Annotated in this window: 13 protein-coding genes; 2 read left to right on the top strand and 11 right to left on the bottom strand. The window is 46.1% G+C overall.

Annotation, left to right across the window (positions count from 1 at the left end; all coding sequences use genetic code 11):
- Window positions 1–5: 5 nt before the first annotated feature.
- The 5 genes from EXU85_RS12330 to EXU85_RS12310 all read right to left on the bottom strand — a co-directional run bounded on the left by EXU85_RS12330 (window position 6) and on the right by EXU85_RS12310 (window position 7425).
- Complete coding sequence (locus EXU85_RS12330) at window positions 6–3620, bottom strand: TonB-dependent receptor (RefSeq protein WP_246859538.1); 3615 nt, start codon at window positions 3618–3620, stop codon at window positions 6–8.
- Window positions 3621–3801: 181 nt separating this feature from the next.
- Complete coding sequence (locus EXU85_RS12325) at window positions 3802–4821, bottom strand: FecR family protein (protein ID WP_142772367.1); 1020 nt, start codon at window positions 4819–4821, stop codon at window positions 3802–3804.
- Window positions 4822–4843: 22 nt separating this feature from the next.
- Window positions 4844–5398, bottom strand: coding sequence for an RNA polymerase sigma factor (locus tag EXU85_RS12320; protein WP_142772366.1), 555 nt, complete (start codon window positions 5396–5398; stop codon window positions 4844–4846).
- A 274-nt stretch (window positions 5399–5672) separates the two neighbouring features.
- Complete coding sequence (locus EXU85_RS12315) at window positions 5673–6194, bottom strand: hypothetical protein (RefSeq protein WP_168207778.1); 522 nt, start codon at window positions 6192–6194, stop codon at window positions 5673–5675.
- Between the two features lie 67 nt (window positions 6195–6261).
- Complete coding sequence (locus EXU85_RS12310; protein ID WP_142772364.1) at window positions 6262–7425, bottom strand: cysteine desulfurase family protein; 1164 nt, start codon at window positions 7423–7425, stop codon at window positions 6262–6264.
- A 105-nt stretch (window positions 7426–7530) separates the two neighbouring features.
- Here EXU85_RS12310 and EXU85_RS12305 point away from each other — a divergent pair, with 105 nt between their 5' ends.
- Window positions 7531–8412 (top strand): mechanosensitive ion channel family protein, encoded by an 882-nt coding sequence (locus EXU85_RS12305; RefSeq protein WP_142772363.1) that lies wholly within the window; start codon window positions 7531–7533, stop codon window positions 8410–8412.
- Window positions 8413–8510: 98 nt separating this feature from the next.
- Here the strand turns inward: EXU85_RS12305 and EXU85_RS12300 are convergent, their stop codons facing one another.
- Window positions 8511–9704 (bottom strand): BamA/TamA family outer membrane protein, encoded by a 1194-nt coding sequence (locus EXU85_RS12300; protein WP_246859537.1) that lies wholly within the window; start codon window positions 9702–9704, stop codon window positions 8511–8513.
- Window positions 9705–9879: 175 nt separating this feature from the next.
- Window positions 9880–10638 carry a hypothetical protein gene (locus tag EXU85_RS12295; RefSeq protein WP_142772361.1) on the bottom strand — a complete coding sequence of 253 codons (759 nt, stop codon included), beginning with the start codon at window positions 10636–10638 and terminating at the stop codon, window positions 9880–9882.
- Between the two features lie 323 nt (window positions 10639–10961).
- Here EXU85_RS12295 and EXU85_RS12290 point away from each other — a divergent pair, with 323 nt between their 5' ends.
- On the top strand, window positions 10962–11576 hold the full coding sequence (locus tag EXU85_RS12290; RefSeq protein ID WP_142772360.1) for a hypothetical protein: 615 nt from the start codon (window positions 10962–10964) through the stop codon (window positions 11574–11576).
- A gap of 61 nt (window positions 11577–11637) precedes the next feature.
- Here the strand turns inward: EXU85_RS12290 and EXU85_RS12285 are convergent, their stop codons facing one another.
- From EXU85_RS12285 to EXU85_RS12270, 4 genes are all read right to left on the bottom strand, one after another.
- Window positions 11638–13041, bottom strand: a complete 1404-nt coding sequence (locus EXU85_RS12285) for a tetratricopeptide repeat protein (RefSeq protein ID WP_142772359.1) — start codon at window positions 13039–13041, stop codon at window positions 11638–11640.
- A 206-nt stretch (window positions 13042–13247) separates the two neighbouring features.
- The gene (locus tag EXU85_RS12280) at window positions 13248–14261 is read right to left on the bottom strand and encodes an NAD-dependent epimerase/dehydratase family protein (protein WP_142772358.1); all 1014 of its coding nucleotides are present in this window, start codon (window positions 14259–14261) and stop codon (window positions 13248–13250) included.
- Window positions 14242–14757: a hypothetical protein gene (locus EXU85_RS12275; RefSeq protein ID WP_142772357.1), complete on the bottom strand. Its 516-nt coding sequence runs from the start codon at window positions 14755–14757 to the stop codon at window positions 14242–14244. The genes EXU85_RS12280 and EXU85_RS12275 overlap by 20 nt, the downstream gene beginning before the upstream one ends.
- Complete coding sequence (locus tag EXU85_RS12270) at window positions 14750–15874, bottom strand: AAA family ATPase (RefSeq protein WP_142772356.1); 1125 nt, start codon at window positions 15872–15874, stop codon at window positions 14750–14752. The genes EXU85_RS12275 and EXU85_RS12270 overlap by 8 nt, the downstream gene beginning before the upstream one ends.
- Window positions 15875–16034 lie beyond the last annotated feature (160 nt).

Genomic DNA, 16034 nt, shown 5'->3' with positions numbered 1-16034 from the left:
TTAGGTTAGAAGGTAGCGGATAAACCCATGGTGAAGCTCTTCAGAATTGGGTAGTTATTCCCGTTTCCACTGCTGCCATTATTAGGATCGCTACTACTTGACGAAGGGTTTAAGACCGTGTCGGACCGGCCAATATTTTCAATATCCAGGTCCCGGGTGATCTTGTACAGGGGTGACCATGACAGTAGATTTTCGCCTGATACAAACACACGAGCGCTGTTCATACCTACTTTCTGGATCAGTTTTCGAGGTAGATTGTAGCCCACCTGAATATTTTTCATCCGCAGGTAAGCCGCATTCTGAAGGTATTTCGTCTGTGCCTGTGCTAACTCACCCGCAGAGTTCTGCGCCACATAGCCACGGTAACGAGGCAGGTACGCATTTGGATTATCGGCCGACCAGATGTTGCCTAATTGCCACTCCGGTATTTTGTTATAGGGCCGGTTATACTGCCCCCAGAAAATCCCCGCTTCGGAACCTGGCCACCAGTCCTGTTTGGCAACGCCCTGAAAGAAAGCTGAGAAGAAAAAGTTATTATAATCGGCACCCAGCATAATACCGTAGGTATAACGGGGTGTCGAGTTACCAATGATGCGACGGTCGCCGGGGTTACCAACCGTGTTATCGCCGTAATTGATGACGCCATCGCCGTTTATATCTCTAAACTTAATATCGCCCGGTAGCCATTGGCCCGTGTTAGACGCCTTATACAGATTTTGTTTGGGTGAGTTAGCCACATCATCGGTAGAGGTGAAATAGCCCGCGGTTTCATAGCCCCAGATCTCGCCCAGTTTTTGCCCAACATAATAGGTCGAATTGTCGGTAGTCAGGCGCTTGGTTGGGTTGTTATAGTTATCAATTGTTGCCTGATAATCAGACATTGTCAGGCGTACCTCATAGTTAAATGGCTTGCTGGACACCTGAAATTTATCCCGCCAGGTCAACACCGCTTCCCAGCCCTTTGTGGTTAAGTCAGCATAGTTACCTTTGGGTACACTGGTTCCGAAAACGGCAGGTAGGGTCATCCCTGCGGTAAACATGCCGGTTGTTTTACGGATGTACGCATCGCCCGTGAAGGTTAAGCGATTGTTCAGCATACCCAGATCAACACCAAGGTCAGACGTGGTGGACGTTTCCCAGGTCAGGCCATCGGGAATAACCGTTGGCTGACCGGTTTTCTGTGGTTTAACCCCATTGAGCACCCGAGCCGACTGCGAAATAGAGAATTGCTCCTGAAACGCATACGAGCCAATACTACCATTCCCCAACGAGCCATAGGAACCTCTGATTTTTAGATCCGTAATGGCTTTTGGCGATACTTTCCAGAACGACTCGTTCGATACGCGCCAACCCGCCGAAACCGAGGGAAAGAAGGCATAGCGTTGATCGGTCGGGAATTTTGATGAACCGTCGTAGCGGCCATTCAGCTCAAGCAGATAACGATCTTTGAACGAGTAGTTAAGCCGATAAAACCCGCCAACAATCGCCCATTTTTCGGAGCCACCACTGGTTGTGATCGACTGCCCCAGGGCCAGGTTTAAATCCGTTGCATTTTCATAGATCAAACCATTTCGAACCACTTCGAGCCGCTTAAATGTCGACTGCTCGTAGTTATACCCGGCCAATACTTTTACGTAATGATTAGGGCTGAACCGAGGCTCATATTCGGCATAGAGGTTTGTTGCCAGGTAGTTCGTTTCACGATAGATGTTCTGCAGGTCGTTGTAGTTGGTCCCCACATATTCGATCACCCCCGGTTTGCGGCTATAGGGTACGGGTACCCGCGTCCGAAATTCATTATTATCGGTCGTCTGGAAGGTAAAATTCCCGTTCACCCGAAATTTATCATCGAAGAATTTGGTGGAGAAGTCAGCCGTGTTCCGAAACACGCGCTTATCCATATTGATCCCATTTTTGCCATACCAGAAATCCCCAACTGTATAAGCCGCCGAGTAACTCAAGGTTCCGTCGGGGTTAAACATGGGGGCAACCGTATGGCCTTCATCCGAGATGTTACGCCATATGCTGCCCCCCTCTCCAACGTTGAGTGGGTTGTGGTACTTCATGGACGAGAAATCGGCATTGTTGCCAATCTTCAACCAGGGAAATACCTGAACAGAACCTTTGGCCCGTAAGCTTAAGATCCGGTAGTCATCGGAATTATACTTGAAAATGCCATCCTGCGAATAATAACGACCTGTTACGTAAAAATCAGCTTTACCACTGCTCCCGGAAAACGACAGGTTGTGCTCGGTGGCACTGGTGTTTTTCTTGTAGAGTTCGCCATACCAATCGGTGTTTTCATAATACACGTACTCGCCCGTTGTGGGATCAACTACAGTCTTGGGTAAGCTGGGATCGTTGTTCCTTCGCTCCAGTTCAGTCAGGTATGCGGGTGAAAACTTTACCGTTTTGTTGATATTCTGGGGCGTTTGCGAGTAGTCGTTCCAGGCCGACCAGCCTTCATTGAACATCTTGGCAAACAGGAATCCATTCGTTACGTAATTTGGAACGGTGGTTGGGCTTTTGATGGAATGATTGACCGAATAGGTAACACTGGTACGATCTTTCGTTGGACTTTTGGTAGTGATCAGCACCACCCCAAACGCACCCCTTGCTCCGTAAATAGCGGCAGAAGCGGCATCTTTCAGGACCGAAACCGTGGCCACATCGTTCGGGTTCAGGCGACTTGGATCCCCTTCTACCCCGTCAATCAGAACCAATGCACTACCGCCCTGCCCAATGGAGGTTGTCCCGCGGATGTTGTAGGTCGGCGATTGAATGGGCTTCCCATCGCCCATCACTAAATTGAGGTTGGGAATTGTTCCTTGCAAGCCCTGGCTCAGGTTAGGTAACGAACGATTATCAAGCACTTCGCTCGTTACCTGATCAACGGCGCCAGTCAGGTTAACCTTCTTTTGGGTGCCATACCCAACAACTACAACCTCTTCCAGCGACTTGGAATCAACCTTGAGCGTTACGCTGATAAGGCTTTGATTCCCTACCACAATTTCCTGAGGCAGATAGCCAACAAAGGAGAAAATCAGGGTTGTTGATCCATTGGGTACGTTAATCCGGTACTGCCCTTTGGCATCGGTTGTTGTACCGCGCTGGGTGCCTTTGATCACCACGCTTACGCCGGGCAAAACTTCGCCTTTTTCATCACTGATTGTTCCGCTCACCGTCTGATCGGCGCTAGCCACCGCTGGAAGTGAGATCGTTGTAATCGACGGCAAGGAAAATGAGGAGTTTTCGGTCGATTTTTTACGCAACAAGATCCGCGTACCAACTACTTCATACGAAATCCGAAGGGGAGTCAGTAATTCATCCAGCACTTTCGATAACTTCCCGTTCAATACGTTCACCGACATTTTCTGGTCGGCCCGAATGCTGTTCGTACTATACACAAACTTAACATCCGTCTGCTTTTCGAGCCGGTTCAGAATTTTCCAAACTTCGGTCGATTCCATTTTCAGGCTTACTTCTTTATTCAGTATTTCCTGAGCGTGCGTGTCTCGGGCAAACGACAAACTGTAGGCAAGACCGAAGAGTAGTAATTGTACAACCGTTGTCGTCATGGCCTTAAAGAGAACCTTTTTTAGGTGTATACTTCTCGTCATACTAGTAAGGGGTTCATAAAGATTTGAGTAAATAAGAGAGTGCTTACGAGCCCAAAGTGGGCCTGAATTCGATTGCTGATGGGGGTATATTCCTGCCGATTTTTTGCATCGCAAAACTAGACCAGCCCATGTTACTGATGTGTTAATTATGCGTCTATGATGTTATGTAAGGGTTAACTCTTTAGTCAGAACAGCCCTCACCATTAATAAAAAGCGTAGTTCCCCGGCGCTCGTACGTAGCGTTCAGCGATTTGCAAACCAGGTCGAGTTGCAGGTAAAGCGGCAGGTCGTTCAGGTCACCATTGAATGCACAGTGATTGAGGGCCTGATTTTCGACAACGAACTCTATTCCGTAGGCTTTTCGGAGCGTAGCCAGCACCTGCGCTAAGGGCGCCCGATCAAATACGAAGCTTGTTCTGGTATCGGGAGGCTGAATAATACGGGGAGTTTCGACAAGACCTGGCGTCAGTTTCTGAGAGGTTTTATCGAACGTAATTTTCTGATTGGGTATTAAAATAACTCCGTTTCGGTTAACCGACGATTTTTCGGAAGCTTCGTAAACGGACACCCGGCCACGAGTTACATGCACTTCAATGGCGCTGTCTTCGTCATACGATTTCACCATAAAGCTGGTCCCCAGCACCTGTGTTACCAGATTGCCCGTATGAACAATAAAGGGATGGGCCGAGTCTTTTTTTACATCAAAAAAGCCCTCTCCCTGCAAATACACCTCCCGTTTTTTGTCGCCGAACCGTTCAGGGTAACTTAGGGTACTCCTCGCGCTTAACACAACCGTACTCCCGTCTTTCAGGGTAATTGTCTGCTCCTTTACGGACGTATTTCTGATGTTAACAGTCCCCGGCAACTCCTGCTTTTTTTGAGTCATTGCCAGGAATCGCTTATTTTCTTTTGGCAACTTCCATAGGGAAATACCAGCGACTAGTAGAAGCAGAACTGATGCAGCAACAGCACTTGGCCTGAACCAGGCATGGCGAACCAGAAACGGCTGCTGACGAATTGTGTTACTATAGATACGTTCCCAGAGTCGCTTATGAATTACCTGCTTATCGGTCTCACTCAGGCTCATTCGGTTCTGCTCCAGCATCAACTCCGCCCATTCGTGCATTAGCTTTTCTTCTTCCGGACTGCTCTCGCCCGCAAGGTATTTCTCTACTAATTTATCGAAATCGTATTGGCTCATTCGGCTATGCGTTTGCTTCGAATCAGTTATCTGACTGATACCCTTTCAACTGCTCCTGTAATACTTTGAGGGATTTTGTAATATGATACTCAACGGCTTTTTCGGACAGGCTGAGCTGGCGGGCAATATCTTTCACCGGTTTATGCTCAAACCGACTCAGTTTAAATACCTCGCAGGTTTTTTCGGGGAGCTTTTTCATGACCTCCTCAACTGCTTTCGATAAGTCTGAAAAGTTTACCGTTTCGTCGGTCGATTCTGATTGCCGCAATTCGTGAAGGATCAGGTATTCCTGGTACCTGCGCTGGGTAATTTTTGATTTTATATAATTGCTTACCAGATACTTAACCGAAACAACCAGGTAGGAACTTAGATGCTGAATACTGGCTTGATGGCGTTTATTCCAAAGACTTTCAAAGAGGTCATGCACTAATTCTTCGGCGTCTTCCCGGCTGCCGGTTTCGTGATAAGCCACGCAGAACAACTTATACCAATAGCGATTATATATTTCCTCAAAGGCTTTCTGATTGCCCTCCCTGAGAAAACACACTAATTCTGCATCGGTTATTCGTACATTCATTGAACGGGTAGATGAATTTTATGTATAGTCAATTTACCCTAATAAATCCCTAAATAGTTTTTAAAAATATATGATAAGTACAATATTAAGCCTATAAATATGACTGTTCTTATTTACTGATAGAGATTACATATTAACATGTAACTATTTTCCTTCATTACTTAAAAGACAAGAGATTCTATCTGCGCCAATCTTGATGCAGATAACCGGATGAAGGGCATTGCCTGGAGCTGGATCAGCGTTTATTCGCGCTGACAAAGGCAATGGAAATAGGTTATATGGCTAATAACTCTTTTAGACGCTGGAGTATCTGCTTATGAAAAACCTCTGACTTAGCTTTCTGCTGGCTATATGTATCAATCAGAGCGGTATAACGATTAATTAATCTGGACTTCGCGGGTTCAATAAACAGTACGTCTTCTGCCCGTTGACGTAACCATTCAAATCGATTAATTTGTTGTAGTTGATTGGCCAGTTTAACCTCACAGCAATCGATACATCTTAGATTCCATTGAATCAATTCCTGCGTCAATTGAGAAGAGAAAGGACTAGGTTCCCGTAAAAGCTCTTCCCATTCCCGCTCTAATTCCTGAATAGGCGCGGAGAATGACTCTCCATCTACAATGTCAAGAGGCAACTCAAGAACCCCGTTTTCATCAACTAAATGGGCGCTCAGGATAATATCACCCTGTGCTTTAACCAGATTTAAAAAGTCTAAGCCGACTTCCAGCTTATCGGGCCGAAATGAAAAGGTAACCACTTCCTCTTCCTGTAAGGCAGTTAGTAAAAGCACCATAGCCTGGTTGTGGTAGTATCGGTTTGGATGATCCATTCAAATGGATCATCCAAACCAGTATCGCTTCTTATTTCACAAGTTCCTTCTGGTACAACCCGACCAGCGTATCAACAGCGTAATCAATTTCCTCCGCTGTATTATATTTTCCGAATGAAAATCGGACATAGCCTCGCTCCGAATCCAGTCCCGGCAGTGCAGCCAACACGTGCGATCCCACGCTGGAACCACTCGAACAAGCCGAGCCTCCCGAAGCCGAAATACGGGCAATATCTAAACTAAACAAAAGCATGTCGCTCATATCTGATGCGGGCAAACTCACGTTCAGTACCGTGTATAAGCTATTCTCTATATCCGCCGAATCGCCGTTGAACTGGACATCCGGCATTTTTGCCCGTAACTGGTCGATCATCCGGCGTTTCAAACCCGTAATGTGCTGCTGGTGCGCATCCATATCATGGTAAGCAATTTCCAGGGCTTTCGCCAGTCCAACAATGCCGTATACATTTTCTGTGCCACCCCGCATGTTGCGCTCCTGCGCTCCTCCATACACAAACGGGTGGATTTTCACCCGATCGGCATTAACGTATAGAAAACCAACCCCTTTGGGTCCATGAAATTTATGGCCTGCTCCCACAATAAAATCGACGGGTAGCTGCTGTAGGTCGTGGCGAAAATGGCCCATCGTCTGCACGGTATCGGAATGAAAGATAGCATCGTAAGCCCGACACAACTCCCCTACCCGATTCAAATTCAACAGGTTGGCAATTTCATTATTGCCATGCATGAGCGACACCAGCGAGCGGGGGCTCATGCGTAGTAATTCTTCCAGGTGAGCCAGATCAATATGGCCTTTTTCATCAATATCGACAAGGCTGAGTTGAATGGTTCCCTGTTCGGCCAAATGCTGGAGTGTATGCAACACCGCATGGTGCTCCAGGGGTGAGGTAATAGCGTGGGTTAGCCCGTAAGTTTCAATGCTACTCCGAATGGCCGTGTTATCAGCTTCGGTCCCGCCCGATGTAAAGAAAATTTCGGCAGGTGATGTATTTAGTAGTGACGCTACCGTTTTACGTGCTTTTTCGATGGCGGTGCGTACTGCCCGGCCATGGCTATGAATAGAGGATGGATTGCCAAAATGCTCGGTCATTAGGGGCAACATAGCCTCTAACACGTTGGGGTCGAGCCGGGTGGTTGCAGCGTTATCCAGGTAAATAGCAGTGGTGGGTGTCATTGTCGATGAGGTTTGTCTACCTTGCAAAGGTACGGTGATTCGGTTTACTGATGAAACACTAAGCAAAACTGTGTCGTTCTAGTCGTATCACTAGTCGATTATAAAATGAATTTTACGCAGGCTGCCGGGCTTATTTACGGAGAACTCTCGACCTGGATTCGTACTGCCATCCGCTACACACCCAAATTAGCGGTAGCGCTGTTGCTACTTGTTTTCTTTACGTTCCTATCGCGCTGGATGAGCCGATGGGTTGTGCAGGGGCTGGATCGGGTTAGCAATAACGTCTCCCTAATTAACCTGACCGGGGCAGTCATGCGGGTCGTAGTTCTGTCTATTGGGCTATTTGTTGCGCTGGGCGTATTAGGTTTAGACAAAACGGTAACGTCCTTACTGGCTGGAGCAGGGGTTATTGCGCTAGCCGTTGGATTCGCTTTTCAGGATTTAACGACCAATTTTATTTCGGGCGCAATGATCGCGCTGGCCCGCCCCATTCAGGTTGGCGATACAGTCGAAACAAACGGTTATACGGGAAAAGTGTTGGATATTAAACTGCGCTCCATTGTGATGGATAATGGCCAGGGACAAACCGTTGAGATTCCAAGCAAAGATGTTTTCCAGAAACCCATCACCAATTTCTCCCGAATTGGTCAGCGACGCATTGAATTGGCTGCGGGTATCTCGTATCTCGACGATATGGCAACAGCCCAGCGACTGGCCAAAGCAGCGGTTAACGCGCTACCGTTTGTATTGCCAACCTTTCCGGTTGAGTTACACTACCGCAACTTTGCCGATGCCAATATTCAGTTTGTACTCTGGTTCTGGATTAACCCAACCACCACCAATTCGCAAATGGCGCTGAGCGAAGCCATGATTACGGTGAAAAAGGTATTTGATGAGAACCAGATTCTGATTGTATTTGCCGGACAGACATTTGATTTGAAACAGAAACTGGCCACGAACCAAACTACTACAACTGATAGCAAGTAAGTTTTATTAACCACAGAGGCACAGAGAACACAGAGTTTTTATTGCGATGATTAAAACTCTGTGTTCTCTGTGCCTCTGTGGTTAAATCTTTTTAGCAATTAAAAGACCTCGCCCAAGTTTAGGAACAGCCCCTGAGAACCGCCAATGCCAAAACCATAGTCGACGGCCAGATTCAGATTTGAATGTTTATTGATCTTAATACGCAAACCAACCCCACCACCCGGTAGTAGTTTCCCAAATTGTTTCGTGTTGGGGTAATCGCTATAGGTTTGCATATTGGCAAAAATGACCCCACCAAGTAAGCCGTTATTAAGTAATACGGTACGGTATTCTGTTTCGAGGTAGATTAAATTTCTACCCCGGAATCGGCCCTGCGCATAGCCACGGCCCAGGTTAGAGTGTGTATCCCAACCCGTGCTGGGCAGATCTAAGTACGGTGCCTGGCCACCAAAACTTAACCAGTTCACATTCCAGAATGTCAGAATATGCCGTCCATCGGTCGATAAAGGCACATACTTCCTGAAATCAGCCAGCACCGACTGCCAGTTTTGGTCGCTGCCCAACCAGCGCATGTTAGGCCGAAACACAACACTTCCAAAAAAGCCATTCTGGGGATTGTTGGGATTCCGCCGATTGGTATATTGCAAACTGAAGGTCAGCCCCGAAGAGACAGTCTGATCCGTTGATCCGTATTGCTGGAAATCATTGTTCAATTGGGGCGTCTTATTCTCCTCCCGAATAGTCCAATGGTAATCGAGTGAATACCCGATACCAACTGAAAAGTTAGGTGCAACCTGCCGTAAAACAGACTGATATAACCGAAAATAGGAGTACTTCAACTGGTCGTCGACGTCTGCCCGTGAGTAATCGCCCAGACCAAAATTATCCGCAGAGTAGTCATAGTACCGGCAGTCAGTCAAAATATTGTACCGGTTCCCTTTTGTCCAAAGGTTAGCTTCAATGGGTATAATGACTTGTTGATATTGAGTGTACTGAGGAGTAAAATAAATTACCGAGACATTCTGTTTAGGGTCGGCGCTGGTAAAAGATAGATTAGCATTTAACCCTACCGCAAAGCCTGTTTGCAAGGCATAAGCCAACTCAGGAAAAACAGAGGGATGAAACCCGGGCTGCTGACCTTCGGCGGTACGATGACCCTTTCTGTTTATAAACCGATAATACACATCCCAGACATCGGCCGACGTATCGGTGCGAGAGACAACAGGTTGACTTTCCTTAGCTAATTGGCTTGAGTCTGTCTGAGCCCAGACTTCCTGATGCAAAGTCAACAAAAGCAAAATACCGGCTATCAGTGAGAGGTACCTTGCACCAAAACTTAACAGGCCGTTAGTCGGCTTATACATAATAAACCCAGAAAAGGTTAGTTCCAAATTAAACTCTGTTGCCTAACCCCTTCATCTACTATTCCGTTCATTTTTCGATTACCGAGCTAAAACAACCAGGTTCCTATTGTGTGACTGTTGCCAGTACTTGCTTCAGTTTATCAAAACTCCCGGCTCCCTGAAGGTTAGCAGCCACTTTGCCCGTTTTATCAATAACAACAAACGTAGGAGTAGTTGTTATATGGTATTTATTATGAAATCCGTATGCATTGAAAATAGGGGTGAAAGGAAGCTTTTTCAGTGCAGTCTCGTCCGCTTCTTTAGGCTGCTCGCTATTTAAAACTCCCAATACAACCGGCGCTGTTCCGGCCAGATAAGGACGCAAGGCATTCGCCAAGTCAGCACTCTGTTTATCATCCCAAAGTGATTTATCCAGGCTAATCCAGAAACTTAGGATAACTACTTTCCCCAAAAGTTCGGCAGACTTGTATGTTTTCCCGTCTGAACCTGCGAGTACAAATGGAGCAATCTGTTGTCCTGCTTTGGGTTGTTTAGCGGGATCACGGTCGCGAAAACGGTGTGTTTCGTGCTCTTCAGGCGTAGCTGGCCGCATCGTATAGAAGGCAGGTAGGCCATACTCATTGTATTCAGGTACCAGATGATACGCGAATGGGTCCGCTTTTGTTAGTTGGCTGTAGTCTTCCATTGTAATCCGCTTCCCGGTTGCCTGATTGGTGATGGGTGTAGTATCATCGGTTTGTCGGTTCGTTCGAACAACTGTTTTTTGAATGGCTACCTGTTTTTGGATGCTCACCTGCGCCTGACAAATTGTGCCAGTAGTTATCAGAAAGGTAGTTAGAAATAATTGTTTATAGGCTATCATAATTGGTAGTCAACACGGTCTGCACAGTACTCCAAATGCCATAACCGTGCCATCTTTTTTAAATGGTAATCTACCCACTAAATCAAGGATATAGCTATCAGTACCTGGACGCCTTGCAACCATCTTTCTATCAAAAGAATCAGTAATTCAGGCAACGCCGAGTTAACAATATAGACTGTTTTTGTTATTCTCTGGGGTCACCTTAATGCGTGTTCAATCAAGTAGTTGATCAATCTGTTATTTCTGTTGTTAAATTAACATTAAAGCATATGTAGAAGCAGCCCATATCGTTCTAGTGGAAATATTATTAACCAAACACACCTATGAAAACCCTGATTAGTAGTATCATACTGATTCTGGCAACTTATGCCAGCTTTGGTCAGACAGGGCGTACCACGCCAATGAATCGTAGTTATCCTGTTATTATTCCCCACCCATCGACTCCATACGTGCAACCGATCATTTATCAATTACATGACGGCATTGCCCGACTAACCGATGGATCTCAATTACAGGGGCGATTCATGTACAACAAGAATAGTTCATTCACTTTTTATCAGGATGGGCACTCACCGGGTAAGTCTATCGCCAACTATAAATTCGAATACCTAAAGCTGGCCGGTGCCGATACCGCAGCAACACCCCGTACCGATTCAACCGTTTTTCTACGGGTAAAAAATAATTTGTTCCGTCGACTAACGGTCGGCAAAGTTGGGCTTTACGATAAAACGTATTCTATAAACGAGGATAAGGGTAAAATCGGCGATATCTTATTTACGTGGGATAACGATGGCAGCCTTAGGCGATTACACAATCTAGAGCAGGCGAACCAGTGGTTTTATCAAATCTGCCAGCAGAATAATTGGCCAAACTCAGATGTTTTTTTGAGCAAAACCGAAATTATTAAACGTCTGGCGCAGCTTGACCCAATTCCATAAAGATCAAAAAGCCGTTCCCCAGTACTGGAGAGCGGCTTTTTGATCTTTATGGAATTCTTGATTATTCCTTTTTATACTGCTGAATGATCTTGTACAGCGCTTTCTGTTTTTCCAGTTCAGGAAAGAACTCGAACAACTGAACGTGCGCATCATAGTCAAGTGACAAGGCGGCTTCCAGTTGAATCAATGCTTCGCGGTAATGACCGGCATGAATCAGATAAACCGCTGAGCGATAATACAAATCAGCATCGGTCGGCATATCATTGATGCCTGACTGGATAATATCATTCGCCCGAAGAAAATCACCCTGGTCGAACGGCACTAATGACCAGGTCAGATACACATCGGGGTTTTCGGCATCTACTTCGGCTGCTTTCTCGAACGCTTCCACACTCGACAATACATTGCCAACTTTGTATTCGGTTTCGGCGATGGCAATGTAATATTCACCGTTCTGATCATTCAATTTGACTGCTTTTTGCAGAAACGGCAGGGCTTCATACCACTTGCCCGATTCGCTTAGGCAGACGCCAATGCCATACCAAGCTTCGTCCCACATGGCATCCAGCTTGATAGCCTCACGATACTCTTTAATAGCGTCGGGCAGGCGATCCTGTTTTTCCAGACTCGCCCCAAGGTGGCAATACGTATCGGCGGTAGCCTCTTCGTACTTCAACGTCTCCCGATAACAATGTTCGGCTTTCTCGAACAACCCCAGATTCATATAGGTATTACCCAAATTGAAATGGGCGGACGCGAAGTCATCTTTAATGATAACGGCGTAATCGTAGGCTTCGGCAGCTTCTGAATACCGGGCTAACTTGCTGTAGGCAATACCCATGTTATACCAGGCATTGTACGAATAGGGATCTGTGTCAATCAGTTGCTGATAATAAGACAGACTATTCTCCAACTCGCCCGTTACATCCAAACAGAACGCCAACTCATACAGCGCGTTTTCATTGTTAATATTCAGCGCGATCGACTTTTTGTACTGGGTAATGGCTTCATCGTATTTCCCCCAGTTCTGGTAACTCTGCCCAAGCTGAAACAGGATGTCGTCCTTATCCTCAGCCCGATCGAGCAGTTCTTCCAGCACCTGAATGGATTCTTCATACCGCCCGGCCATGTTCAGCACAGAGCCTTGCATAAACGGTACGTCGAGATCTCCGGGATTAAACAACGAAGCCCGTTCCAGTAACTCCAGCGATTCATCGAACCGTTGAAAATTAGCCAGAATCTGGGCTTTATCGAGCATTAATTCCAGCGCATAGGGAAAGTTTTCCAGACCGGATTCAGCGGCTTTCAGCGCTTTGTCTAAGTCACCCTGGTTAAGATAATGCTCAACCATCTGTTCATAGACATCCAGGTCGAAAAACTGGCTTTGTTGCTGGTCCAGCATCTGCTCAAAACGCCGGATTGATTCTTTAATATCGCCTTCTCGTTCTTCGAACTCTTGCTCCATGTATAAAAAATTTAGAACCGGGGCGCCGTGGTCCGGCATTCCGGTGCGGGTTCGATTTACAGGTTGCGATTTATAAACCACGATAGCATCGTACTTCCTAAATCACGGATAGGGGACGCATCAACGATGCGATTTATCCTTTACCATTGAAATATATATCCAAAAAAACAAAACTGCAACCCCTAACCCGAAAATTTACAAACCTACTAACGTGTACGAAACGCGTCGGTTATTCGCCGTAATGTTTCGCTTAATGGTCGGTACTGAAAATCAAGCGTCTGCTTAATTTTCTGCCCATTGTACTCGTAAAGTGAACTCGCCGACCGAGCTGTTTCGCGGGTGATAAGCGGTGCCCTACCGGTTATCCATGCCCGAACGGCCTCGATAGGCCAGAGCAGCCGCGTTAGCGCAGGGGCTACCCGCCGGGTTGGTGGGCGCTTGTTCAATGCGGCTGCTATCTGTTCTAACAAGGAACGATACGGAATGGTGCCCCCATTGAGAACGAACCGCTGGGCCGTTATATCGGACTGCATTAATTCCACGAGTGCATCTGTTACATCGAGTACATCCACATAATTGACCAGGCCAGCCGGGTAAAACGGTTTTTCGTCGTAAACGTATTTAATGAGTTGTAAGCTGCTTCGGTTCCAGTCGCCCACACCGAGAACGACGGACGGATTGACCATGACCACAGTCAACCCTTCGGACTGCCCGCGCCAGACTTCCAACTCGGCCCAGTATTTGGTTTTGGCATAGAGTGAGTTATTCGGCGAGTCCACCCATTTCTGATCTTCGTCGATCACAACGGGCTCGTTTGCCTTCCCGCCCTTCGCCACTGGTCGACCCAGAGCGGCAACCGAACTGACATAACCTAACTTTCGGATACCCGTATTCAGACAGACATTTACAACGTTGGCCGTTCCTTCTACATTGATCTGTTCCATGCGGTCGCGATCTTTCGGAACAAATGAGACAATTGCAGCGGCATGAATCACATCTATACCTGGTAAGATGGCCGTTTCGAGCGACGGAATATCCAGCACATCACCCTCATGCCAGGTAATCTGATCGGCTACGTCGGTCAGTAATCCATAGCCACTTTGCGGGCGATACAAAGCCGTAACGATGTACCCATCGGCCAGATACCGCCGGGCAATGTGGGACCCAATGAAGCCGGTTGCACCGGTAATGAAAACAGAATTAGGTAGTGATGAGGTCATTCAGGATGCGTTCAAGCGTTTGGAAACCGGGAGCCTGGCGGGTGTGGAGATCGGTGAGCAGTTGAAGGTAATTGGGATCAGTTTCTATAGTTGGCGATTTAGTCTGAACCTTCAACAATTTAACGGTTGCCCCAAACCCATACTCATTCATCTGTAGGCCAATTTGTTCGGCATTCCATAGTAAAAAACTTTCGACAGCTCTATCAATAATTATCAGGTACTGCTGCCGAATTAGGTTCTGCCGAAATATCACTTTATGCTCCTGTTTTACAAGCTCGAATGTTTTAAAAAAACCTTTACATCGAGTATCTAAATCAGGATCATTATCAACCATACCAATTAAACGATAGTCATCAGCTTTAGGCGAGAGCATGGTTCTGGCCACCTCAGGACAGCCGAAACTATGGATACTACGCCCGTGGTCGGGAATAAAGTGCCGAAGGAGTGCCGTATCTGCGTGACATTCAGGCAAAAACTGGATGTTACGATCACGCATTCGGTTCGTAGCGATTAAGATTGTAGAATAAATCAATACTTAAATCCTCGGCCTCCTGTAATTCCTCAGGCGTTAATGCCCTGACACATGTTTGATAGTCTTTATAGTACGTAATGAAGACAGACAAATCGGTCGAATCCAGTTCACGAATCAGTGTTTGCAATAAATATGGACTATGTGTCGATAAGAAAAACTGGTTTGTATCGCTATCTACAATCCGGTGGGCTAATGTTTTTACATAAGGTGGAAATGAGTGTACCTCAGGCTCTTCTAGTACAATCACCGAGTCCTTATTAGATTCGATAGCTGTGATGTAAAACATGAACCGCCGGAAAGTATCGGCAATGGAGAAGAAAGGGTATTGTATTACAAAGGGGCCATTTCTTTTTTGAAGAATAAATTCTTGTTTTTCGTCATAAAGCACAAACTCTAATTGTTGCTCCGTGAACAGTTTAGAGAATTCAGCCCATAATTCTGGATTTCTTCTAATCACAGCATAGAGATTGTTACCATTTGGGGGGCGCAAAAAGCTCTCAAATGAACTTTCAAATTGAGTTAAATTTGCAAAATCATATTTTTTTACAATTCTTAATGCATCATTAAGCTTACTTTCTAGAGCAGATGTATCTACTTTTACGTTCCTATTCACATTACCAACTTCATTCACTCCCCTTCTCGCCTTAGCACGATATAATAATAAGTTTGCTTGATCACTACTTGTTATCTGAATAAATTCTTCTAGTTCAAAAGCACATATTTCAAAATTCACTACTTTACTTATTTCTTCATTAGCATCATTAAATGCCGTAATACCAAATCCTTCGCCTATAACAGCAACCCGCTTATCAGTGACGATGGTGACTGCATTTCTTAAATCTTTATCTAAGAAAAAGTCATTCATTTGCTTATACCTTGCCGCACCTTTTAGGAATTTTCCAGAATCATACCCTGCTCCCAACAACCCTAACCCCTCCAAAATATTCGACTTCCCAACATTTGGCTTACCGATGAAAACGTTGACCCGCTTGCAGTCGAGACGCAGGTCTTTGATCGACTTGAAGTTTTTGATTTCAACCCAGTTAAGGAAATTATTCGTGTTCGGTGCTGTGTTCTCCATAGTGGCCCGGTTCGCTGTTGCTTCGGCGAGTTTGCGTAAACATAACAACGTTCGGGCCTGAATTGCTAATTTTGCCCAAAATTGAAATTGAGTTTGACGTTTATAGTTTGATCCGGGCCGCCGGTGCGGTTTGACGTTAGCTACGCAAGACGGCTAACGC

This window comes from Spirosoma sp. KCTC 42546, assembly GCF_006965485.1.
In the GTDB taxonomy this organism is placed as follows: Bacteria; Bacteroidota; Bacteroidia; order Cytophagales; family Spirosomataceae; genus Spirosoma.
The sequence above is the reverse complement of the archived record's forward strand: the minus strand, read 5'-3'. Positions and strand labels throughout refer to the sequence as shown.

Coding starts and splice junctions, on each gene's coding strand:
- EXU85_RS12330 (WP_246859538.1), bottom strand. CDS start 3,620: ATGACGAGAAGTATACACCTAAAAAAGGTTCTCTTTAAGGCCATGACG.
- EXU85_RS12325 (WP_142772367.1), bottom strand. CDS start 4,821: ATGAGCCAATACGATTTCGATAAATTAGTAGAGAAATACCTTGCGGGC.
- EXU85_RS12320 (WP_142772366.1), bottom strand. CDS start 5,398: ATGAATGTACGAATAACCGATGCAGAATTAGTGTGTTTTCTCAGGGAG.
- EXU85_RS12315 (WP_168207778.1), bottom strand. CDS start 6,194: ATGGTGCTTTTACTAACTGCCTTACAGGAAGAGGAAGTGGTTACCTTT.
- EXU85_RS12310 (WP_142772364.1), bottom strand. CDS start 7,425: ATGACACCCACCACTGCTATTTACCTGGATAACGCTGCAACCACCCGG.
- EXU85_RS12305 (WP_142772363.1), top strand. CDS start 7,531: ATGAATTTTACGCAGGCTGCCGGGCTTATTTACGGAGAACTCTCGACC.
- EXU85_RS12295 (WP_142772361.1), bottom strand. CDS start 10,638: ATGATAGCCTATAAACAATTATTTCTAACTACCTTTCTGATAACTACT.
- EXU85_RS12290 (WP_142772360.1), top strand. CDS start 10,962: ATGAAAACCCTGATTAGTAGTATCATACTGATTCTGGCAACTTATGCC.
- EXU85_RS12285 (WP_142772359.1), bottom strand. CDS start 13,041: ATGGAGCAAGAGTTCGAAGAACGAGAAGGCGATATTAAAGAATCAATC.
- EXU85_RS12280 (WP_142772358.1), bottom strand. CDS start 14,261: ATGACCTCATCACTACCTAATTCTGTTTTCATTACCGGTGCAACCGGC.
- EXU85_RS12275 (WP_142772357.1), bottom strand. CDS start 14,757: ATGCGTGATCGTAACATCCAGTTTTTGCCTGAATGTCACGCAGATACG.
- EXU85_RS12270 (WP_142772356.1), bottom strand. CDS start 15,874: ATGGAGAACACAGCACCGAACACGAATAATTTCCTTAACTGGGTTGAA.